Here is a 22,969-nt window from a genome sequence, read left to right as displayed (position 1 = left end):
TTTGGTTTATTTGTTATGAAAACTCGATACGTGATTCGTCAGTTGGTAGAAAAAGCCCTGCATATCCGCAAGCTAACGCCAGAAATCGAAAATGAGATTAACTCGGAATTAACAAAGCTAGGTCATATCTCTGATGTTGACTATGAAGCTTTAGAATTACTAATGGCAGAGATGGATGCTGGTCGGGTACAGTTAGTTCCTACCTGGGGATAATACTCATACTGGAAGGTACTGACAATGCGTATTGACATCCTGTATTGCTAGTATTACCTATGCAATTAAGTCTCTTTATGTTTCTTGTCCTTGTTGATATGCTTGCCACAGTTGATGAATAAATAAATTAAATTGTTGTTTAGCTACTAAATCAGGCTCAAATTTTAGTTCTTTAGGAAAAAGTTGCCCTAAAAAAGCAATAACTTCTGTATCTAAAGCCGGTTTAAACAAATCTAGTGGCCAGAACAAATCTGATACACCTTGTAAATCAATTATAAGTGGTAATTCTGAGGTAGAGTTCACAAGCAGTAAAGGACGCACCCAACACAATTGTCGGGAAACGACGATTTCAATAACTTCTGCATAAAGATGCTGATGGCTATAATCCAAGGATACAATTTGTCCTGGTTGAAATTTTGGGCTGATATCCATAACTATCTAGAGTATTGACTTCTGTGTGGCAGTTTCCTTAATTTTAATAATTCCCGTTGCCAGTGATGAGATAGAAAATAAGGGAAAATTTTTCTGTCCCAATTATTAATGTAAATTTCTTGTGTTTGTGCTATGATGTCATAGGAAAAGCTTCTCAGCAACGCCAAAGGTATTTTAAGATGGAAATACGGCAATGCAGAAGTAAATAACTGTTCAGCATTTGCTTAACAGGAACATATTCTAGTAAATCAACGATAAAAGAGCAAAGAACCGTGTCAGTCGAAACCATTGAGAAGCGTTCTACATCCCGCAAGCTTGCGCCTCAGTATCGCGTCTTGCTCCATAATGATGATTATAATCCGATGGAGTATGTTGTACAAGTGCTAATGACTACTGTTAATAGCATTACCCAACCGCAAGCTGTTAGTATTATGATGGAAGCTCACCATAACGGGTTAGCTTTGGTTATTACTTGCGCTCAAGAACACGCGGAGTTCTATTCTGAAACCCTCAACAATCATGGTTTAAGTAGTACGATTGAACCAGAAGAATAGTTTTTGGTCATTAGTCATTGGTCATTAGCAGTATATTGTTGACTGATGATAATTGACTAACTTTATGAAAATTAATCTCACTCAACTTACCCAATACCCCGTTCCTGTGAGGCTAGTTTGTTTTATACTGGCCTTACTGTTTTTATGGCTACCCCTAGCTGTACCAATTTATTTGCTAGTCAAAGATACTAATTTAGAAAGTATTTTGACGCTGGTGATATTATATGTAGAGTTTATTTTTCTGCTGAATATTTGGGGTAAGCAAGTTTATCAACAACCAAAAATATTCAGCCATTATGGTTTAGAATTTACACGCCTGAATGGGGTGAATGTGTTGCAGGGGTTGGCTATTGGACTAACTACTGTTTTAGTTTTATTTGGTTTAGAAGGTGTACTGGGTTGGTTGATATGGCAACAACCACAAGTATTTTTAGGGAGAATAATTTTAGAAGGTTTATTAGTTGGTTTTGGGGTGGGTTTTGCAGAAGAATTATTATTTCGGGGTTGGTTATTGGATGAGTTACAACGAGATTATAAATTAAATATCGCTCTCTGGATAGATGCAATTTTATTTGCTGTATCCCATTTTATTAAACCTTTGGAGGCAATTATTCATACTTTACCCCAGTTTCCGGCTTTGGTGTTGTTGGGTTTAACGCAGGTATGGGGAAAACGTTGGAGAAGGGGACGTTTGGGTTTACCTATTGGTTTACATGGTGGGTTGGTTTGGGGTTATTATATCATTAATGTCGGGCAATTAACTAAATATTCGGGACAAGTTCCTGACTGGGTGACTGGTGTGAATAATAATCCTTTACAGGGAGTTATGGGGGTATTATTTATGGGTGGTTTGGCTTGGTGGATAGGGAGTAAACAGCAGGTGACAGGGAAGAGTATAGAATTTGAACATAAAACCTGATTCAGAAAAAAGCGTTGCTGATTAAGGGTAGGAATTTTAGTCTCACGCAAAGGCGCAAAGACGCAAAGGTAAGAGGTTAAAATTTATCCTGTCAATCCTCAAATCCTGGACATCCTGATTCTGACAATTTAGGCTTGACAAAGCTCAAGTCTTGAGTTATCCTTATGTTATGGGTGGGGAAGTGTGCGCCCATATATATAGACTTTTCAACCACCAATATAATTATGATGATTGTTTGTGGGAATTTGGGATTTTTCAGGATGTTGTTTAATGATTGTTTGTGGGGATTGTGGAGATGATTTTGTCTGAATCAGGATATCCAGGATTTGAGGATTTTCAGGATGTTGTTTAATGATTGTTGGTTGAGATTTTGGAGATGATTTTGTCTGAATCAGGATATCCAGGATTTGAGGATTTTCAGGATGTTGTTGGATGATTGTTTGTGGGAATTTGGGATTTTTCAGGATGTTGTTTAATGGTTGTTTGTTGAGATTTTGGAGATGATTTTGTCTGAATCAGGATATCCAGGATTTGAGGATTTTCAGGATGTTGTTTAATGGTTGTTTGTTGAGATTTTGGAGATGATTTTGTCTGAATCAGGATATCCAGGATTTTCAGGATGGGTAATTGGTAATTGCGAAAATGCTGTAAACTAACCATCTAAAGAAGAGCATAAAACAATCTTTCCATCACATCCTGAAAATCCTCAAATCCTGGATATCCTGATTCAGACTAAAAAAATCACCACTTCATCAAAAACAATCTTTCCATCACATCCTGAAAATCCTCAAATCCTGGATATCCTGATTCAGACATTTAAGCGACAAAAGGATACCCAAATTCTTGAAAGTATGAATCATTTATAAATAAAGACCCTATATATGGGCGAACACTTTTCCACTCGTAACATAAGTGTAATCGAAACTGAGAATTTTGTCAAGGGTTAAAATTGTCAGAATCAGGATATCCGGTTACTGAGCGGAGTCGAAGTACAGGATTTCAGGATTGACAGGATAAATTATTTGTGTATGGTTTGCACAATTTCCCAGCCATAACAGAAGCATGGTGGAAACTGAGAATTAAGGTAAATACTTTTGCACAACAGTCCAACCACTGAGAGATACCCAAGCAAATCCTAATAATAAGCAGAAATTACACCCAAGATGTAATGGTCTAGCCCAAGGTTTGATGGTACTAATTTGAGTGGCACTAAAAGCGGATACTAAAACTAAGATGACGACTATTAAACCAGCGACTAAATGTGGTGAGTGTCCTAGTGAACCGAAGTGTCCTAATGTACCAACAATGCCAACGGCTAGGAGTAGTAATACTAGGCTAACTATAGTTATGCCGATTATATAATGGAGCGATCGCACTTGCGGACGATACGAAGGTAATAGAATACCGAAAGATTCTGGGTTTGTTCTGACCCGTAACATCCAAATACCAGTTATGGCTAAAAATAAATAGGCTAGTAAAGATAATCCCATTGACCAAGCGGCTATTTTCCATAACCATAGAAAGGAAGGTAGGTGCATAAAACAGTTCAGTTCCAGAAAGTTACCTATTGAGCTTAACAGGACTTCGGCTTTTTTCGGTATGCACTTGAATGAAATCCAGAATTTACCTAAAAAACAATCCACCAAAAGACTTTTAATTCTGTTCCCTGTTCCCTGTTCCCTGTTCCCTGTTCCCTACTATAAACATAAATCAAAATTATGGCTGGTTCTAGAAATGACTGGTTTCCCACTTCTGTTTGGCATTTTTCCCTAGAAAATTATCAACAATTAAATCCTCCACTCTTACAAACTATCTATGCAGAGGAACGTCGAGATAGTCAGGGTGAGAAGTGGTCAAATATACTAGGATGGCATAGTACAGATAGGTTGCATGAAAGGGATAGTTTTGACAACCTGATACAAATCATTAATCAAAATGTCTTAGAAGTTGCCACATTTTTACAATGGGACTTACAAAAGTTTAGTCTCAAAATTACAACTTGTTGGGGAATTATTAATCGTAAACTTGCTTCCAACTCTGTACATAATCATCCCAACTCAATTTTAAGTGGAGTTTATTATCTGAAAACTCCTGAAAATTGTGGTGGCATATTTTTCTCTGATCCGCGACCAGCTTCACAGATGATCGTACCACCATCTATAGAGTTTAATCTCTGGACTTTCCCCAAAATCACTTATAAAGCTCGTGAAGGGACAATGTTAATATTTCCCAGTTGGCTGTTACATGGTGTGGAAATGAATACGAGTAATGAAGATCGGGTGTGTATTAGTTTTAATATTGGCATAGTACCTATAAATAGATAATCTTGCCTTAATCAAAAATTAACTTTTAGAAGGATTTTTAATTAAGAAATAGCCAATTCATAGTGCCTTCTTAACCTCTGAGTGAGAGGCTAATAAAAAGTGATATTCGTATTCGGTAAATATAGGTTTTCCTAAATTTACCAAACATTCATTCAGTAAGCACTACACAGAGAATTGAGGGATTTTATGGCTATATCATTCGATACAACCCAACCATCTCAAGTTAAAGGGCTAAATGGTTACACAGTCGATCCTATTTTTACAGTTGGTGACAAAATTGGCAACTATGTTGCTCCTGGGATTCTTGACGGTATTGGCGCTTACTCACTCAACGATACAACTGTTCGTATATTAGTTGTTAATGAGGTAGCGGCTACTGATGGTTATAAGTACACCCTGAAAAATGGGACACAACTCCCCGGCGCAAGAGTTAACTATTTTGATGTTGACAAGCGCACATTGCAAATCGTTGATGCTGGATTAGCCCATGACACAATTATCAACCGCAAAGGTGAAGTTGTTGATGCTGCTGCTGACTTAGAATTTGGTGGTATTCAACGTTTTTGTTCTGCTGCTTTGTTTGAAGCCAATCAGTTTGGTGCGGGTATTGGTTTAGCTGATCGTATTTTCTTCTCCGGTGAAGAAACCAGTAATGGTACACAATTCGCCTTAGATACACAAACAAATACTTTATATGCAGTCCCGGCATTTGGTCGCGCTTCGTGGGAAAACGTCACAGAACTAAATACAAGCCGCACTGATAAAGTTGCCTTTTTAATTGGTGACGATAGCAATAACGCGCCTTTATATCTCTATGTTGGCGATAAAAAAGCTGGTGGTTTCCTGGAACGTAATGGTTTAGCACAGGGTAAACTATTCGTATGGGTGGCTGACGATCCTGCAAATGCTACTGATGCGATTGAAGCTAATCCTAGCCAGTTCAAAGGCAGTGGTAACAGCACAAACGGTCAATTTGTAGAAATTTCTTACTACGATCCCACAAAAGCAAATACTACAGGTTATGACGCTCAAGGTTTTGCTACACAAACAAAACAAAATGAGTTAGCTACCGCCGTTAATGCCTTCAGATTCTCTCGTCCTGAAGATATCGCTACCAATCCTTTCGATGGTACTCAAGCTGTTTTAGCCTCCACTGGTATTACTGCAGGTCCTGATGTTTGGGGTACAACCTACAAAATTGATGTTGACTTTAGCCAACTTCTTTCTACTACTGCTACTGTTCCTACAGCAGAAGACACTGCACCCTTTTTACTACCAACAGGATTCACTCAGACAGAAATTGTTGACCGCAACAAAGCTAATCTAGATCCTCAATTTGCTGCCACCTTTGGTAACTGGGACATGGTGGCACTCGATCCCACCAACCGCTACATCTACATTCCGATGGAAGTAGGTCAAGGCGCTGGTTTAGCTCGCTACGACACCCAAACTGGTGACTTTGTTTCAGCCTTGACTGGTCAAGCGGCCTTACCCTACACCACCAATCCTACGGTTTGGGATAAGAATAATGATGATTTTGGTCCTTTTGACCCTGCTGTATATACTCCTTACGGAACAGTTCTTACCGCCGAAGAAAGAACCAATGGTCGTCTATTTGAGTGGCTTAACCCCTTGATGGCTGCTGGTGATCCAGCCAATGTGGTTTGGCGCAGCAATATTCCTGCGGTTTCCCATGAAGGATTGAAGTTTGACACCTCTGGTACTTTGTACTTTATTGATGAGAGCAACACTGGTTCTATCTACAAGTTTGTACCTAAGACTGTTGGTGATTTGAGTGTTGGACAAAGTTTTGTCTTGAAGGTAACTGCCTTTACAGGTAATGCTTCGGAAAACTGGAACTCTACTGCAAATGCAGCTACTACTCGCACTGGTGCAGCTACTTGGGTGGCGATTACCGATGCTAATGGCGTGAAAACCACCACCGCCGATCCCTTTGACTTTAGTAGCACTACTACGGGCGGACGGGCAGCAGCGGATGAAGTTGGTGGTACACCCTACGGTCGTCCAGAAGACTTAGAAATTATTGGTGACATTCTTTATGTAGCTACAACTAGCGAAAACGCAGTTTATGGCATTAACCTCAAAACTAATGAAGTTAAGCTTTTTGCTAGTCGTAGCACAATTGATGGTGGTACTGCTTTAGCTGCGGGTACCAACCTCAATAACCCTGACAACTTGGCTAGTGATGCTGCTGGTAATCTTTACATTATCGAAGACAACGGTCCTGGCGATATCTGGAAAGCATCTGATAGCAATAAGGATGGTGTAGCTGAATCCATCACTCGTTGGGCTAGTTTGGGAGTTGCAGGATCTGAACCTACTGGGTTGATTTCTACAAACAATCCCAATGAATTTATCGTTGCCATTCAACACCCCACATCTGGAAATGATGCTCTGTGGAAGATTACAACTGCACCAGAAATCACTGCAAAAATTGACATCCTTTACGATGGCAACGACGCTGGTAAACAAGATTTCGGTATGCGTAGTCCTGATAACCTCGACTGGGCTGATAATGGCAAAATTTACTTACAAGAAGACCGCGCACTAGGAGCAGATATCTGGGGTGCAACTTCTAAGCAAGAAGCCTCTATTTACGTTCTTGATCCTGCTGCTGCCAATCCAGCGGACAGCTTAACTAAAATTGCACAAGTTGATCGCTCGGCTGTTCCTTCTGGTCAAACTGATTCTAGCCCCACTGATATCGGTAACTGGGAAACTTCAGGTATTCTAGACGTTTCTAGTCTTTTTGGTAACGCTCCTGGTACACAGTTTGTGTTTGATGTCCAGGCGCATAGTATTCGTTCTGGAACAATTATTACCGCCACAAATATTGATGGTAATGGTGATGGCACAAAAACTAGACAAGAAAACCTGGTTGAAGGTGGTCAGTTATCTTTCTTGACTGCGCCTAATGCCAATTTGATTCAGGATACACAATACTTTGCCGGTACACCTAATGCCGATACAATTGTCGCCAAACAAACTCCTGGCTTTAGTGGTATTAAGGATGTCGTGTTTAGTGGCGCTGGTAATGACGAGATTGATAGTGCGGCTGCGGGCGCTCTTGCCAGTAATAACATTATTGACAGTGGTAGCGGCAATGATACCGTGTTTTTAGCCAGTAGCGATCGCGCTTTTGGTAGTGATGGCAATGACACATTTTTCGGAGATGAAGCCAGTAATTTCCGTGCCTCTGGTGGCACTGGTAATGATCTGTTCTTCCTGGGTAATGGTAGTAATGGTCGTGCCTTGGGTGGTGATGGTAATGATACCTTTGAAATCGGTCTTGGTGGTGGTCACACCCTATCTGGTGGTGCTGGCGCTGACCAATTCTGGATTGTGTTTGGTGAATTAACCAAAGCTACTAACACCATTCTAGATTTCCAAATTGGTACTGATGTAATTGGTATTTCTGGTGCTGCCAGTTTAGGTATCACTACAGCCAATCTTACTTTGACTCAAGTTGGTGCTGATACTGCGGTTATGTTTGGTGGTCAAACTTTAGCCACTTTAACTGGTATTCAAGCGAGTGCTTTGAGTGTAGCTAATCCTAATCAGTTTGTTCTGGTTTAATTAAAGCGAGGATTTAATAGTAATTACTTGTAATTAAATACCTTGGCAGAACTTGATATTTTTCGAGGTTTTGCCAAGGTTTTTTATGATGATAGGAGTTAGGAATTACGGAGTTAAATGGGAATGATTTGTAGGTGGATTAATCTGACTTGGGGATAGTTTCAAAGCCACAATAGGTATTATAGGTGCGGTGTTGTAAGTGATTTTTACAAAAGTTTACGTAATAAAATGTAGGCTGCTGTATGTTTATAGGGTAAATTTTAAAGTTTAATAAAATAATCTTTTCATAACTAAAAATTAATTTTAAAACCAATTTTTTAATCAATAAATTGTTAAATCATAGTCCTAGCTTAACCTTTACGTGAAATTTTGAGAAAGCGTAATATTCATACTCAGCAAATTAGATTTACCTAAGTTTGCAAAAACAGGATTTATTCATTCAGTAAGTATCATCAAGGGAATTAAAGAGTTTTATGGCTAAGAATACAATTATCATGATCGGCGACGGTTTAGGCTGGGAAATGGCTCGCGCTGCGGCTATCTACCAACAAATCAGTGAAGGTAAGACTGGTACAACCCTCAATGACTTTTATACATCTGGCAAGGGAACAGGGCTTAATTTCCAAACCTTGACAGGTTATACACAAGCAACTACCTACGGAACTACAATTGCAGGTAGTAACGGTATATATAACGTATCAAACTCAGCCCTCAATGGTAATACCTTCACTAATGTGACAGGTACAGCACCTATCCGTCCTGGGTTTGAATTTAATCCCACATTTAACCCTGGAACTACCCCTAATGGAGGAGCAAACGCTAACAATGGTGTTGTTGGCAACCTTGTGGGTTACGATCCAGTTAGAGGTGGTATAAATCCTTGGACGGCAGGTATTGATGCTGAGTATATTAAGTACAGCTATCCTGACTCTGCTAACACAGCTACCACCCTTTATTCAGGGATTAAGACCTATAACGCCGCTATTGGTGTTGATATTTTTGAAAATCCTGTTGAAAGTGTGCTTTCTAGAGCGGCATCTCTTGGTAAATCAACTGGTATAGTGTCATCTGTTCCTGTTGATCATGCTACTCCTGCTGCTGCTGCTGCAAATGTCAATAATCGCAACAAGTTTGATGGTGAATTTCCTTCACTAGATAACATCTTGCAGCAAGAACTCCGCATTTTCCAACCAACTGTACTCCTTGGTGGTGGTCATCCTCTTTCTACACCAGGAAATCCTTTACCAGTAGGTGTTGAACCAGATTCAATCAGAACCAACACTTACATTACACAATCAACCTATACAGAGTTACGTACCAAGCCTACCAGCAACATTTACGACTACACCTTTTTGGAACGTGGTGCAAATGCGGCTGAGGTATTGGCGAATACTGCGGCTCAACTTGATCCCGAAAAAGGCGATCGCCTCCTTGGTCTCTATGGTGCGCGTGGACAAGATGGTAACTTGCCCGTTAGTTCTGCCGATGGTGACTACAGCACCACTGGTTTGGGAATGTTCACCGTCTACTCAACCAAGGGTCTAAATCCAGATACCCTGAGACCTCTCAATCCTGGTGAAACAGATACACAGTTCATTGCCAGAGAGACTGACGAAAACCCAACTCTTGATGACCTGACTAAAGCCGCTTTATCTGTATTAGGTAAAGATCCCGATGGTTTCTGGTTGATGGTTGAAGCTGGTGATATTGACTGGGCAGCCCACGACAACAACCTTGACAACCTGATTGGCACAATTTTAGACTTTGACAAAGCGATTGGCTCTACCATTGAGTGGATTAACCAAAATGGTGGTTGGGCGGATAACCAACTGATCGTTACTGCTGACCATGACCATTACCTTACCCTTAATGGCGACTACCCTACATTAGTCAGAAACCTCGGTGCTGAACAATTAACTACCATTGACACAATCTCTGGTTCTGGGCAATTCTGGGGAACTAGCGCCACCGATAAATACGAATGGGGAACCCATACCAACCGTCCTGTCCCTGTTTACTATCAAGGTGTTGACTCTGAAACACTAACAAATTCAATCGGTACAGGTTTTGAATCCTACGGTTTTCAAATCCCCGGTCTTGCTAATACCGTTGATCAAGTCCACATTGCTAAAACTTTGTTTGCCTCAGTAACTGAAGTTAATCAGGAAGACTTTGTTTCTGGAACTACTGGCGCAGATACCTTAATTGCACTTCAAAATATAGATGGGGTTCAAGACACTGTATTTAGTGGTGCAGGAAACGATGAAGTTGATTTAGCATTCAATAGCAATGCTCGTAACAACATCATTGACACTGGTAGCGGTAACGATAAAATCTACGTTAGTCGCAACGACGTAGCCTTCGGCAGTGATGGCAATGATGAATTTGATGCTAGAGATGGTAAAGGTGAGAATCGGATGTCTGGTGGCGCTGGTGATGATACTTTCTATTTAGGTAGCAATGACCGGGCATTAGGTGGTAGTGGTAACGATAAATTCTTTGTCGGTTTAGGTGGTGGCAACCTGTTATCTGGTGGTGTTGGCGCTGACCAATTCTGGATTGTCAACGCTGAATTACCAAAAGCCGCTAACACAGTTCTAGATTTCCAAGTTGGTTCGGATGTGATTGGTATTTCTGGCGCTAAGAGCTTAGGTATCACCACCGCCAATCTTACTTTGACTCAAGTTGGTGCTGATACTGCGGTTATCTTTGGTGGTCAAACTTTAGCCACTTTAACTGGTATTCAAGCCAGTGCTTTGAGTGTGGCTAATTCTAATCAGTTTGTTCTGGTTTAATTCCAAGAACCCCACCCCCAACCCCCTCCCCGCAAGCGATGAGGGGGCTAAGATGCAACTCATAAGAGCAAAAATCGCTGTAAAGTTGGGATTTCATAGTAATTACTGATAACTAAATACCTTGGCAGGACTTGATATTTTTCGAGGTTTTGCCAAGGTTTTTTATGATGGTAGGAGTTAGGAATCACAGAGTCAAATGGGAATTATTTGTAGGTGGATTGATTTGACTTGGGGATAGTTTTATAGCCACAATGGGTATTGCAGTTGCTACAATCAAAACCGCAATAGATAAAATCACAGCAACAGGTTTACCTCCAAATGTTAATAAGTCTTTGAAAATGGTTTCTGTGGTCAAGCTGAGGAAAATAATGATAATACTCAACAAATACTTTTAAGTCACCTGGCAAAACACACCGCAGGATTAGGTTTAAATGAATGAATTAATTGAGTTGACGGGAATAGATGAAACTGATTTACAGAAAGCTTTAGAAGTTTTGAAACATCATGATGTGATTGTAGAAAATCAGGGACGCTGGAGAATAATCGTAGAACTATTTCGGCATTGGGTTGTTAATATGTTTTGTTGAACCTACAAACAGATATAACCCACATTCCGCACCCTTGACTGTCACAAACGGTGATTACGGAGGTAAATTGATGAAAAATGAGTGAAAGAATACATTTATCTATAAAAAAACAAATTTTAGATAGGAAAATTGATTCAGATACATTCTCAATAAGAAGCAATAAAGAATGAGGGTGGTTTCTGGCAGAAAATATAATATAATTTTATTGTTAGTCTATCAAGACTTAATCATAACTTATATCCTTCTAGAAATAAACTTAAAAACAGCATTAAAACTTAAACTCATTAATAAAATCAATGAGTCAAATTGTATAATTAAACTATTAATAATGTTGATAAATCAACTTATATATCTGTAGTAATTACGGCAAGCTTCTGGGAGGAATAGGAGAATGTACTTCATTTCTGATGTCAAATTATAAAATTCTCTTTTTCCTTGAAAAGTCACAAGATGAACTGATTGAAAACATTGAAATATCCACCGCATAGTTGGATTGTTTATGGCCTTTCCTAATTGATTTTTTACAGTATAGTTTAAAGATTTTAAAGCTGCTCTAATTTCTCTTTGTGCTAGAGTATAAACTAGCAAACATAACCCCATTATCATTGCCAATGCTTCTATTCTTTCTGGGCTTTTTAGAAAAATACTATCTGCTAAAAATAAAGGATTTTTGAGAAAACTAAATCCCCTTTCACAGGATTGCTGCGCTTTATATTCAGACAGCATTTTATCTTTACTCAGTTCCTTTTCTGATAAAACATTGGTGGCAATTATAAACCTTCCTGCACTTGACATTTCTTGCTCAATAGTATCTTTATTTTCAACAACTGTTGCTAAGATTTGATAGTATTTTGATTGATTTTCTTCTTTGATTTTAGGACTTTTTTCGATAACTTCAATATTTTCTACTTGATGATATTTAAATTCTTTACTTATTTTTGTTAATTCCTTTCTAGCATCAGCCGCACAAGCAAATTTTTCTTGCGATAGGTTTTTTAACTTACTTTGAGTATTAGTCAAAGCTTTTTCTATTCTCTTTGATAATTTCTTTAAGTCAGATTTTTTTCTATCTTGACTTTGTACGATTAACCATCTTTGCTCTATATCTCCATAAGTTATTTTCTTCTCGGCATAAGAATATCCTGCTTTTTCACTTTTAACAAATTCCGATTCTGCTAAACTCATCACTAAGTTTTTTGCTGATTTTATCGTTAAGGGTACTCTGGTTAACCATTTGAGACTCGACATTAACTTGATATTTGATTCTGTATATAATGCGCTATCTGCTACTATCAAACTATCAACTTGTATTCTTTTCTGATATTCAACTGCGATTTCTCCAAATTTTTTAGAATCAACTTCATTCCCTGATACTGCTTTTATATATATTGGTATATCTCCATCTCCTGAACATACTAATTGTGTAATAAATTGTTTTAAATCTGGACGATGATCTCTAGAATAACCGTAAGTCAGCTTTATCGCTTGAGGTGATTGACTCTCTTCATTTTCTTTTTCTAATGAACCTGATTCTTTTGAATCTTCAAATATTACTGATGGTAAACTATTTTCATATTCTCCATGTACATGAAATGATGTTGAATCCAAGTGTGATGATGAGAGTGATATCTGATATATTTCTACTGCATTTAAACTGACGGCTAAAAATACTGTATCTAGTCCTTTTATAAATAATTTATCTAATACTCTCCCCAGCTTGTCATCATTGAGATATTCTGCTTTTACTCCTACACCAATTAAATGTTCACAAGCAATTAATTCAAAGAATTTTGGAAACATATATAACGGCTGTGACATCATACTTAAGCCGTTCAAAATCATCGCCTTTACCACCTGACCTGCACTGACTTTTTCTCCTGGCTCTGAACCTACTAAATTATTAATTATTTCTACAATCCCTATTGAATCTACTATTCCTGCTACTATCCCTAAATGGTCTATCTTCTTCAATTCCAGGTCTTTTGTACTAAACATGGTAACAGAAACTCCATATAAGTATCTGTTACCATGTTCTCATTTTTCTGTTGATTTAAAACGTTTTTTTAGTTTTTTATAGTCATTGAGGATAAAGCTTTCAATGATTCTGGACTAGGTTTTCCATTACAATCACCTCAGAATCAAAATTTCGTACTTAGTCGTTTTATTGACTATATATCTGCTTTAATAGTAATTATTCCTATTTAGCCTCAATAAATTTTAATCACCCCTCACAGGTATTAGTTCTTATGTACTAAATATATCGGTTTTCTTGGGGTGTGACACTTGGGGGTGCGGAATGTGGGATATAAATTTGATTAAAATATGAATTTGGTAGGAAATATTGCTACTATAGAGCAAAATAGAGGTATGACCTATGCCTAACGTCGAAAAACTTAGCATTGCCCTAACACCAGAAATGGCTACTTTGGTTCGTGATGCGGTAAAATCTGGTGAATATGCCAGCAGTAGTGAAATCATCCGCGAAGCACTGCGGGACTGGAAATATAAGCGGTTTATTCAATCCCAAAATATTGAGGAAATACATCGTTTGTGGCAAGAAGGTATTGATAGCGGTACTGGAAAGTATGCAAACATAGACGCTATTAAGCTAGAAGCACGAAAGCGTTTCGCTCAGATTTCTGAGAGGGATGTGTAATTAGATGGCATATTTGCTTCGTACTACCAAAGCGGAAGAGGACTTGATTCAAATATGGTTGTATATTGCTACTGATAATCAAGTAGTAGCGGATAGAATTATTGACCTTTATAACATTACGGAAAACCCATAGCCCGCCTGGGAATGAATTCCCAGTCTAATAGCAAAAGTCATCTGAAGATGACTAAAAATCCCCATAAATCTATAGTTTACTTTAGTAAACTTTGACTATTAGCCATGAAATTCATTTCATGGCGGGTGCGAAAGCCAATAAATAAGACATTTTTCGGTTAAGTTGACAATCTCTAAAAATCATTAAGTCAGATTTAAATACTATCAGGATCTACACCCAAAGCCTTTAACTTTTCTGCTAGTAATTGAGCGCGTGCTTCGGCATTTTTAGCCCGTTCATCACCAGTTAGTAAAATATTACCATTTTGATCACACCAACGTAACCAAGAATCATTTCTACCTTCAAATTCTCCAGTCCATAAAGTTATTCCTAAACCAATATCTTCTAACCAGTTATTTGTAGTTTCTATATAACGTCTACCCTGGATAGAATAAATTCTGAGAATCTCTTCTCCTAAATTTTGATGTGGGTCATAGACAATATAGTAAGAAACTCGCATTTTTTCATAAATTTGCAACTTTTTATCTAGTTCTGCACCTTCTCGATTTGATACAATTTCAATAACAACTTCTGGCGATTTACCAAATTTCCAAACTAGATAACAACGATTTTGTTTTTCCCACCAGTTGTCAGGAGTTTGTACATCAAAACTAACAAATACATCAGGAACGATCGCAGGTTCACCATAAGTATGATAAACACCAACATTGGCTTCAGCTAAAAAAACCTGATTTTGTAAAGAACTGTAAAGAGAACCGACTAGAAGGCGTTGTTGTTTGGCAGATGCAAAATCATCCACAGGTGTATCATCTTCAGTGACTAGCAGGTTGGCATCTGGTACATCACAATCATCAATTTCAGTTTTGATGAGAAGTTGGTCAATCATGATTGTATCCACTAGTTGAGATATGGAAATTATAACACTAAATACAGGAATACTATGGTTGTTTTACAGTTATGAAATAGAATGTTTAATACCTATATTCTACATGGGCAAATACAAGGGAAATTTGGACAAAGTTCTGTCTCTAGCGTAAAGTCCGAAATATCACTCTTCCTGGATACTGTTGCTGATTAATTTTGGCATAGACTCGCAAACAGGTTAATACCTCGCCAGGATTACCACCACAGTCTAATTGCAGGTCATCTTTAGAAAATTCACAAACATCAGCATACAGTCCTGATAATTGTTTGAGTCGGACTTCATTACCTGCTTTAACTGCTTTATCAGCGGCTTTTTTTAACAGATGCCGGGATTCTTTTTGTAATTTTCCCCACCAAGAATAACGTTCAGCAGGGGGGATAAATACTAAGGAATGAATGGCTTCATCCATGTCAATCCAAGCACATAAATTAATAACTGCATCAGTATTTTCATCTATTTTTTGGATGCGGTGCAAGCGATCGCTTAAAGCATCAATATATTGATGACGTTGTTCCAATTTGGCAGATAAAGAAACTATATCAAAGCTAAAAACACTTTTTAAAGCATGATATAAATCTGGATCTATTTCTATAAACTTAATATATAAAAGTAAAAATCCGGCGATTAAATATGAATTTTTAGAAAGATGAGTTTGGGCAATTTCTGAATTTATCAAAGCTGTTTGAGATAAACATAGTCCTTTGGCTTGAACTGTACCACTCAACCCCGGATAAATAATTTCATCACGCACAAATGGCAATTCATTCAGATTTATATTATCTACAACTGCCCCTACTTCCTGTGCTAATTCTAAAGCCTTATGTCGCCAAGATGTCGCTACATCTTCAGGAACTCGCAATAGTTTTCTATGAATTTCGTTCCATATTTCTCCATCAGTTTGACCTTGAATATGAGAATTACCTAAATAAGAATTTAATTCTGGATTGTTATTGAAAATATCTTTTAATTTTAATAATTTTAATTCATTTATTAATTCAGGTTGTTTTAGATCCCCGACTTCTTTAAGAAGTCGGGGATCTGGGGATGGTACAGGTTCTAATAATTGATGAAGTTCCTGCAACAGTTCTTCGCATACCTGACATCCGGCATCAAATGGATATTCTTGATTTGCTTTTGTTAAAGTTGCAGCTAATCCATATAAATTAAACCGCAATATTTTGGCTAATTCTGAGTTTTCTATAGTTAATAGTTTATGTAGATTCTGCATAATTTTATCAGGATGAAAATAAAAGATTTTAGATCCCCGACTTCTTCAAGAAGTCGGGGATCTTGAACTTAATGAATACCGCAAAAAGGATCACGTTCTTTATCAACTTCATTGGGTTGTAGTTCCAATTCTGCCCGATAAACACATCCTTCTTGTTCGAGACATTCTTGATTATTAGATGTCCAATAAGGAACTGCCCCCGCGTGCATTCTTAATATGCCTGTATTATCAAGAGTTACATGATATTGACAGGGATAATCTGTGATAATATCTGGTCTGCTGAGTGTACCAATCCGTAGCCATTTTTTAGTATTTGTCTCACTATCAGTTTGATAAATGTAGAAAGTATGTTGACCACTTTGAGGAAATGGTGGCAAAGGTTTACTAATTAATCCTGTGCCTGGTTGCTTCACCCCATCTTGTAAATAATGAAATGTTTCCATTGATTTACTTTCATTATTATCAATGGCAAATACTAAATGATAAGCATGAGGTTGATCAACTGTGGCAGATTCTAAAACATTGACAGCAATATCACCATCATTTAAGTTGTGTTGGTGGTTTTCTACAGCGATATTCCACTTTAAATTACCATCAGTAAACAAGGCATTTTCAGTAGATTTAGATATGACTGAATTAATATCAATACCAACCACGTCTATTAAATAATGGGGATTACCTCGACATAGTAAAATACTAAATTGTAAAGCTTGGTCAATCTCAAATTGGACTTTGATTTTTTTGAGAAATTCCTGTTCTTCCATGCCCAACTTATCCATCAATATTTTACCGTCGAAACTACCCCACAGACGAAAAGTTCCATTTTCATAATCTTGACGATGGATAATATTAGTTAATTGAATGCCCTGCCAAGGTGTCCGCACTTTAGCAACCGTATCCCAAGGTGCAAGCTGATATAGTTCTTGTCCAGCACTAAAAATGGCTAATGGGTCGTTACTTTGGGTTTTGCGTTTGAAGTTGCAAGGAAGATAATAAAACAGGTTTTTGACATCAATTTCTAATTGATTTGCACCTTTGCGTAATAGACTTTTAGATTCTTCAGGATCAAATCGAAAGCGGCGCAGTTTTTCGGCATAACAAGCACCTGCGGAAGTGGCAAGTTTAGTAAATTCTAAAACAAAAGTAATTCGTTCGGGATTCCAAACAAAATATGGTGATTGACTAAATTCCTCGTAAATTTGTTGTTGCACAAGATCAAGACTACAGGTTTTTCCAGAAAGAATTAACCAATCTACTTTTTGATTAGGTTCTGAACTGAGACGGCTTTCTATTAAACCTTTAGCAATCCCAATTGCTTCTTTAATTGACGAAGTTGCTGCCCGTTCAAATTGCTGATGATCTAAAGTTAAATAAATAGATTCAGAACTTCTAACTTGAAATTTAACAGCACTTTGGGCAAGCAGTTCGCCAATTTGTTGTTCATTTAAAGTGAAAGTTAATAAAGAACCATCTGTGGTTGTTTTTTGTCCTAATTTGAGTTTGGCAGCTTCCGCATGATCCCACAATGTGTAAAAGGTTTGTAGGCGTTGGGGTGCCTGTTGCCAACGAGTTGGTAAGACTTTTTCCGCAGTATCCAGGGCATCTTTAAAGGCAACATCACCTTCAGGATTTTCCTTATCTATACATTTTAATAAACTACCAGTTTTAAATTTCCCATCTTCTAAAAAACGGTCGTTTAATTCGGAGTTAATTAAGTCTTCTAATTTATCGCTTTCGATATCACCTGTAGTGACTGCGGTAAGGAGAAAATCAGAAATTGCAACTTTTAACAAACGGAAAATTCGTAAAGTAATTAATTCACCACCTAATTGTAAATGTCCTGAAGAACCTAATAATTTAGGAGTCAGTTTATAGTAACGTCCTCCTAAACCTCGATCTTCATGATCTGCAAAGAAAGGGGTTTTATCTTCGAGGGTAAGTTCAATTAAAGCTAAGTCAGTTGTGCCGCCACCAATATCTAAAACTAGGACATTTTGTGACCATTTATTCCCATTTTGACGACAACGAGTTTTAAAAGATTCAATGCCAATATTCAGATTTCCGCCAAATTCTCGCCACAGGAAAAAGATAGCAACAGACACAGCTTCATCATAGGCTGTTTGCACATCATCAATGCCTAATTCCTGTACCAATTGCTTGATTTCTTTACGAACTACGGGAGGGGCAACGGTGGGATAGGTAACAACTGCTGTTAAAAAATCGCCTTCTGAAAATCTGCGTCTAGCCCGTTGCCGATAATCTTCTGTTAATTCAATTAATTGCGCCCAAGCTGCTTGAATGAGGCGATTAACTTGAATGTTTTCTTCGTCGTCTTCTAAGATAATGGGAAAAGATCGATCTTGTCCAAAATAGCGTTTGGGTGAATGATGAAATCTGCTAATAATTTCTTTGACTGAAACAGTTGTTCCTTGGGCTATGGCTTTTTTTCTATTATCTCTTGCGTCTCTACCCATGCGTAGTTTTAAAGGGATTAATTGCGATACTTCCATTTCACTGGGAATTTCTGTACTGCGTCGGTCAATATCTAAAACTACAGGAATTAAATTTTGTGATTCTAATGTGGGAACACGAAAAACTTCATGATATATAGCATAAAGCTTTTTGCTAACAGCCCGCCGAAATCTATCACTTGTTCCTAGACATAATTCAATTTGCCGAATTGCTTCTAAAAATAATTCTTTGTTATCGCTTTCAAAAATTTCACTTAATTGATCTGATTCTATTTCTAAGTTTTTGCTAATATCAACCAGGAATTTTTCCCACTCACCACTACTAACATCTGGTAAGGCTAAATCTGGGGAGGAATTAAACCATTCCGCCATACGTTCTCTTAATCTCAGTTCTTGTTCTCTGGGTAAAACTTCGGCAATGGGAACTTCTATGGGGTCAAAAAGTGTCACTGTAGAATTGGAAGTACCAAAATCTAAAGCTAACCAACCAGGAAATCTTTTTCTTTGTTTTTCGTTGAGTTTTTCACTGAGTTGTTGACTTAAATTATGCAAATAGTGATCAAATTGTGAAGTATTCATGGGTGGATGATTTTTTGTAGATGAACTTGATGATGTTTGTAAATTGGGTATAAACCAAAGATCACATTCAGCACATACATGATTAGATATGGACAAATTTGGTTTTCCCGCAGCGTCAGAATCAAAATATTCGACAATTACCTTTAAGATACAATCAACTATTGTGGTTAAAGGTGCATCTAACTGACAGGAGTTTTGTCCTAGTTGAGAAATATTATAAATTTGTTTGGGTGTATCTGAGTGAAATTGTCTATAGCTGCTTTGAATTTTTGCTGCTAATTCATTTGGTGTACCTCTGACTATGCAGGTAATTCGAGAAATGTAGGGAATGTTGCTTTTAATAGGGACAATTTGGATGGTGGGTAGATGCAACTGTGCGTTTTCTTTCATACCTAATTTAAAGCTAGGTAGAAGCTGAATTTCCACAGGCATTTTTATTTTCCTTTTTTGTTTGTTAATATTTCATTGATAGTGCATTTCCCTAAATTTATTTGATAACTAATAGAAGAGTACGGATTATATCAATTCCTATTTCATTGAGGTAGATAAGGAAGATTTTAACCGCAGATGGAGGAGGATAAACGCAGATGAACGCAGATGAATTTGTACTTTATTAGATGTTATACCAATTTTGTATAAAGATGCGCCAAATTTAGAAAGGAACGTTAGCGAAGCGTGGCGTTAGCCATACCACAGAGGCACAGAGAACACAGAGGAGGAAAAGACAAGGTTACAAAATTCAGCGCAGTCTCATAAAGAAATGGTATTACCAATTAAATGCAGGTAAATAATTCTTCTTCATTAATTGTGGCAATATCGGTTAAGATTTCTAGCCAAGCTGGAATGGCTAATTCGGTTTGTGAATCTCTTGCAGCAATATATCTTAGTAGTGCTTCTTTTTTGGAAAGGTTTTGCAAGCTGGGAATAATTTGATCTAAAATTCCATTGATTTCTATATTTACTTGCTGATTGCTTTCACTGACATATTGCACAAGGTGAAGACTAGCACTAGCGGTAATTTCATCTCGCAGTCGTAATACGAAAAGTTGATGATTGACACTTCTTGATGGGTTTTGGTTTCTTTCTGGTGACCAATCAAAAATTTGCCCAACACTGTGTTTTTCGTCTTGTCTAGCTAGGGGAAAAATACTTTCTGGTTTGATGGTTTGATTATGGTTATTGATTTCGGCAATAATTGCTTCTTTCCATTGACGAGGATCAGATCCTAGTAACAGTTTATAAAATAAATCTGCTTCTTCAAGTCCAAATTTTGATTCAATTTCTTGTTCCATTTCTGGCTGAAGAATGGCTTGTAGTTTTTCTCGTTCTAAGGTGATTTGATGTGCCAATGAGCTTAATAAGTCTATCACGGCTTGACGAATGCGATCGCTCGCAAAGTTTTCCAGTTCTCTAACTGTTTTCTCAAAGGCTGGATAAAAGTCATCACTCTTAGTCGGTATGGAGGTATTAACCCGATTTCCTCTATCAAATAATTTCCCCGCTGCACCTTTAAATTCTGCTAAGGTAATTGTGCCATTTTGGATTTTATTAAATAATAATGTCCACTGACTCCAATTCAAAATTTTTAAAGTTAGTTCATCTTTAATGACATCAGTAACTACAATACCTCGGCGGTCTTTCAACTGTTCTTTACCTAAATCTTTTTGAAAGTTTCTGTAGGTTCTATCTAAACTTTCTATAGCTAATCTCAATTCTAGTAAAGCCGGAGTATCAACTGTTGGTATACCTTGTTCGTGAATTTCGGCAATAATTTCTTTGAGATATTCTTGTTGTTGACGAATACCATCAGCCGCCCGACGGGTATCTTCATATAATTGCTTTAGTCCGTGATTAGCAACATGAGTTTGAATTAGTTCTCTTAATTTACTAATACCACCATCTTGAGCAAAATAACCCAATTGTTTCCCTAATTGATTTCTCCCATCTGCTGCTAATAAAGATTCACTTAAATCTCTCCATTTCTGTTGTAATTTTTTCGGTCTTTCCAGATATTCTGGATAATCTAAATTAGCGAGAAATTCCTCAGAACCTGCTTTCACTTGACCAGAACGTTTGGCTAATTCAGCTAATCCTAACAGGGGTGATAATAAAACAATTCTGTCTTTTTGACTGGTAAATGCTTCCGCTCCATCAATAATGGTTTTGAGAACTTTTAATTTTTGGAAAACTGTATTTGTTTGTAACGGTTGAGAATCAGATTGATTATTAATTAATAAATCTAGTTCTCTTTCTCCACCTTCACTTTCTAAAGGCAGTTGATCAAAACGTCCCACACCGACGAGAATTAAATCCTTGAGGTCTTGTCCTGGGCGTTGTTGCTGCATCATTGTGAAGATTTTATGGGCGCGATCGCTCCCCGGCGATTTACCATTCAGTAAGACTAGAATTGTCTGTACCTGTGCCAATTCTCGCAACGATAAAAATGTATCCCTAGCCCCAGAATTAGCAGCACCCAACCCCGGAAAATCCAACAACACAAATTCTTCTGCACCCGTAACATCCCAAATTTCCCGTGATATTTTCACTTCAATATCAACGCGACGAATTAAGAGAAAACTGGTTTGTAATAATTGCGTTCCTAATCGTTGTGGCGCATTTGGTAAGCGAACATTCGCCGCTGGTAAATCCTCAAACTTGAGAGATTGAATCGCCATTGGCATTTCTGCCAGTTGTAAACCCTCACGAGCAGTAATACCATCAATTTGGTAAAAGCGACCGCATAAAGCCTCACCATAAGCCTGATAAGCCCGCAAAAATAGCACTAACTCCCGCACCAAATAACGCAACTCTAAATTATTTGAGCTTTTCCAAACTTCCTCACACCAAATACTGATATCCTTACCAGTTTTAATTTTAGCTACCTGTAAAGGTGTCACCCCAGCGGACGTAGCGCGACGGTTTGCTTCTTTGAGAATGAAGTGTAAGCACTCATTTACCCCTTCATGGGATAAATATTCCACCGTATAATTATTTACTTGAGTAGTTGCAAAATCATCCTGGGTTTTAATATGAATAGCTGTGACATTACCTGTTGTCGGATTTTCACTCACAGGTAAAGCATCTGCATAACCAATCAGACTGCCTAGCAGCAAACTTTTTCCGCTGCTAAACTCCCCCATTACGCCAATTTTCACTGGTGAGTTGGCTAGTTCAACAGTTTTCTGTGCCGCCTCTCGCAGCCGCAACAGACAATCATCAAGGCTAGTGGGAACCCAATCTTCCTCTTGGGAAGGGCGTTGGGGAACTGAGTCAATTTTGCGGAGGATAAATTCACCGTACTCTTTCAATCGCGCCAGCTTGTCTGGTTCCATAGAGTAGTCTTTCGTTTGAGTTCATTTTCACAACTGGGTTATAACACAAAACCCAGAAACCACCACCACTGATACAACAAAAACAGACAAGACTGTTCGGTTAAGGCAATGGTTTACGAATAATCTTTAACAAAAAACATACATGACTTGTTAAAGCAGAAGATAATGTTATTTAGAGAACTCCACAAAAAAGATAATCCAATGTTGTGGGATGGGCATCTTGC

18 protein-coding genes are annotated in these 22,969 nt (G+C 37.8%); 9 read left to right on the top strand and 9 right to left on the bottom strand.

Going from position 1 to position 22,969, the window contains the following annotated elements; translation table 11 throughout:
• Positions 1 to 15: 15 nt before the first annotated feature.
• Positions 16 to 213: a hypothetical protein gene (locus tag HEQ36_RS11555; RefSeq protein ID WP_015078743.1), complete on the top strand. Its 198-nt coding sequence runs from the start codon at positions 16 to 18 to the stop codon at positions 211 to 213.
• A 75-nt stretch (positions 214 to 288) separates the two neighbouring features.
• Here HEQ36_RS11555 and HEQ36_RS11550 read toward each other — a convergent pair whose 3' ends face one another.
• Positions 289 to 645 (bottom strand): hypothetical protein, encoded by a 357-nt coding sequence (locus HEQ36_RS11550; RefSeq protein ID WP_205748521.1) that lies wholly within the window; start codon positions 643 to 645, stop codon positions 289 to 291.
• A gap of 272 nt (positions 646 to 917) precedes the next feature.
• Between HEQ36_RS11550 and clpS the strand changes: the two genes are divergently transcribed.
• Positions 918 to 1,199, top strand: a complete 282-nt coding sequence (gene clpS, locus HEQ36_RS11545) for an ATP-dependent Clp protease adapter ClpS (RefSeq protein WP_027401430.1) — start codon at positions 918 to 920, stop codon at positions 1,197 to 1,199.
• A 64-nt stretch (positions 1,200 to 1,263) separates the two neighbouring features.
• Positions 1,264 to 2,118: a CPBP family intramembrane glutamic endopeptidase gene (locus HEQ36_RS11540; protein ID WP_053538861.1), complete on the top strand. Its 855-nt coding sequence runs from the start codon at positions 1,264 to 1,266 to the stop codon at positions 2,116 to 2,118.
• A 417-nt stretch (positions 2,119 to 2,535) separates the two neighbouring features.
• Here the strand turns inward: HEQ36_RS11540 and HEQ36_RS11535 are convergent, their stop codons facing one another.
• Both HEQ36_RS11535 and HEQ36_RS11530 read right to left on the bottom strand, forming a co-directional pair.
• Positions 2,536 to 2,778: a hypothetical protein gene (locus HEQ36_RS11535; RefSeq protein WP_053538860.1), complete on the bottom strand. Its 243-nt coding sequence runs from the start codon at positions 2,776 to 2,778 to the stop codon at positions 2,536 to 2,538.
• A gap of 419 nt (positions 2,779 to 3,197) precedes the next feature.
• Positions 3,198 to 3,656 (bottom strand): DUF4079 domain-containing protein, encoded by a 459-nt coding sequence (locus tag HEQ36_RS11530; protein WP_053538859.1) that lies wholly within the window; start codon positions 3,654 to 3,656, stop codon positions 3,198 to 3,200.
• Between the two features lie 180 nt (positions 3,657 to 3,836).
• Between HEQ36_RS11530 and HEQ36_RS11525 the strand changes: the two genes are divergently transcribed.
• From HEQ36_RS11525 to HEQ36_RS11515, 3 genes are all read left to right on the top strand, one after another.
• A complete protein-coding gene (locus HEQ36_RS11525) occupies positions 3,837 to 4,442 on the top strand; it encodes a TIGR02466 family protein (RefSeq protein WP_168636135.1) in 606 nt (201 codons plus the stop codon).
• A gap of 186 nt (positions 4,443 to 4,628) precedes the next feature.
• Complete coding sequence (locus HEQ36_RS11520; RefSeq protein ID WP_168636136.1) at positions 4,629 to 8,039, top strand: alkaline phosphatase PhoX; 3,411 nt, start codon at positions 4,629 to 4,631, stop codon at positions 8,037 to 8,039.
• 473 nt (positions 8,040 to 8,512) lie between these two features.
• Positions 8,513 to 10,834 (top strand): alkaline phosphatase, encoded by a 2,322-nt coding sequence (locus tag HEQ36_RS11515; protein ID WP_168636137.1) that lies wholly within the window; start codon positions 8,513 to 8,515, stop codon positions 10,832 to 10,834.
• 184 nt (positions 10,835 to 11,018) lie between these two features.
• On the opposite strand, the gene HEQ36_RS11510 is transcribed toward HEQ36_RS11515, so the two are convergent.
• Positions 11,019 to 11,219 carry a hypothetical protein gene (locus HEQ36_RS11510; RefSeq protein ID WP_290707759.1) on the bottom strand — a complete coding sequence of 67 codons (201 nt, stop codon included), beginning with the start codon at positions 11,217 to 11,219 and terminating at the stop codon, positions 11,019 to 11,021.
• A gap of 46 nt (positions 11,220 to 11,265) precedes the next feature.
• Here HEQ36_RS11510 and HEQ36_RS11505 point away from each other — a divergent pair, with 46 nt between their 5' ends.
• Entirely contained in the window at positions 11,266 to 11,421 is a 156-nt protein-coding gene (locus HEQ36_RS11505) for a hypothetical protein (protein ID WP_168466477.1), read from the top strand.
• Between the two features lie 339 nt (positions 11,422 to 11,760).
• On the opposite strand, the gene HEQ36_RS11500 is transcribed toward HEQ36_RS11505, so the two are convergent.
• Complete coding sequence (locus HEQ36_RS11500; protein WP_053538824.1) at positions 11,761 to 13,416, bottom strand: IS1634 family transposase; 1,656 nt, start codon at positions 13,414 to 13,416, stop codon at positions 11,761 to 11,763.
• A gap of 379 nt (positions 13,417 to 13,795) precedes the next feature.
• Between HEQ36_RS11500 and HEQ36_RS11495 the strand changes: the two genes are divergently transcribed.
• Both HEQ36_RS11495 and HEQ36_RS11490 read left to right on the top strand, forming a co-directional pair.
• A complete protein-coding gene (locus HEQ36_RS11495) occupies positions 13,796 to 14,077 on the top strand; it encodes a type II toxin-antitoxin system ParD family antitoxin (protein WP_053538853.1) in 282 nt (93 codons plus the stop codon).
• Between the two features lie 4 nt (positions 14,078 to 14,081).
• Positions 14,082 to 14,210 carry a hypothetical protein gene (locus HEQ36_RS11490; protein ID WP_257720901.1) on the top strand — a complete coding sequence of 43 codons (129 nt, stop codon included), beginning with the start codon at positions 14,082 to 14,084 and terminating at the stop codon, positions 14,208 to 14,210.
• A 193-nt stretch (positions 14,211 to 14,403) separates the two neighbouring features.
• Here the strand turns inward: HEQ36_RS11490 and HEQ36_RS11485 are convergent, their stop codons facing one another.
• The 4 genes from HEQ36_RS11485 to HEQ36_RS11470 form a co-directional block, all read right to left on the bottom strand.
• Positions 14,404 to 15,096, bottom strand: coding sequence for a Uma2 family endonuclease (locus HEQ36_RS11485; protein WP_168636141.1), 693 nt, complete (start codon positions 15,094 to 15,096; stop codon positions 14,404 to 14,406).
• Positions 15,097 to 15,238: 142 nt separating this feature from the next.
• Positions 15,239 to 16,363: a hypothetical protein gene (locus tag HEQ36_RS11480; RefSeq protein ID WP_168636142.1), complete on the bottom strand. Its 1,125-nt coding sequence runs from the start codon at positions 16,361 to 16,363 to the stop codon at positions 15,239 to 15,241.
• A gap of 68 nt (positions 16,364 to 16,431) precedes the next feature.
• Complete coding sequence (locus HEQ36_RS11475; protein ID WP_168636143.1) at positions 16,432 to 19,845, bottom strand: virulence factor SrfB; 3,414 nt, start codon at positions 19,843 to 19,845, stop codon at positions 16,432 to 16,434.
• A gap of 341 nt (positions 19,846 to 20,186) precedes the next feature.
• Positions 20,187 to 22,745 (bottom strand): dynamin family protein, encoded by a 2,559-nt coding sequence (locus tag HEQ36_RS11470; RefSeq protein ID WP_053538849.1) that lies wholly within the window; start codon positions 22,743 to 22,745, stop codon positions 20,187 to 20,189.
• Positions 22,746 to 22,969: the final 224 nt, after the last annotated feature.

The sequence above is a fragment of the Anabaena sp. 54 genome (assembly GCF_017355725.1).
Classification (GTDB): Bacteria; Cyanobacteriota; Cyanobacteriia; order Cyanobacteriales; family Nostocaceae; genus Dolichospermum; species Dolichospermum heterosporum.
This window is presented reverse-complemented; position numbering and strand designations above follow the sequence as displayed.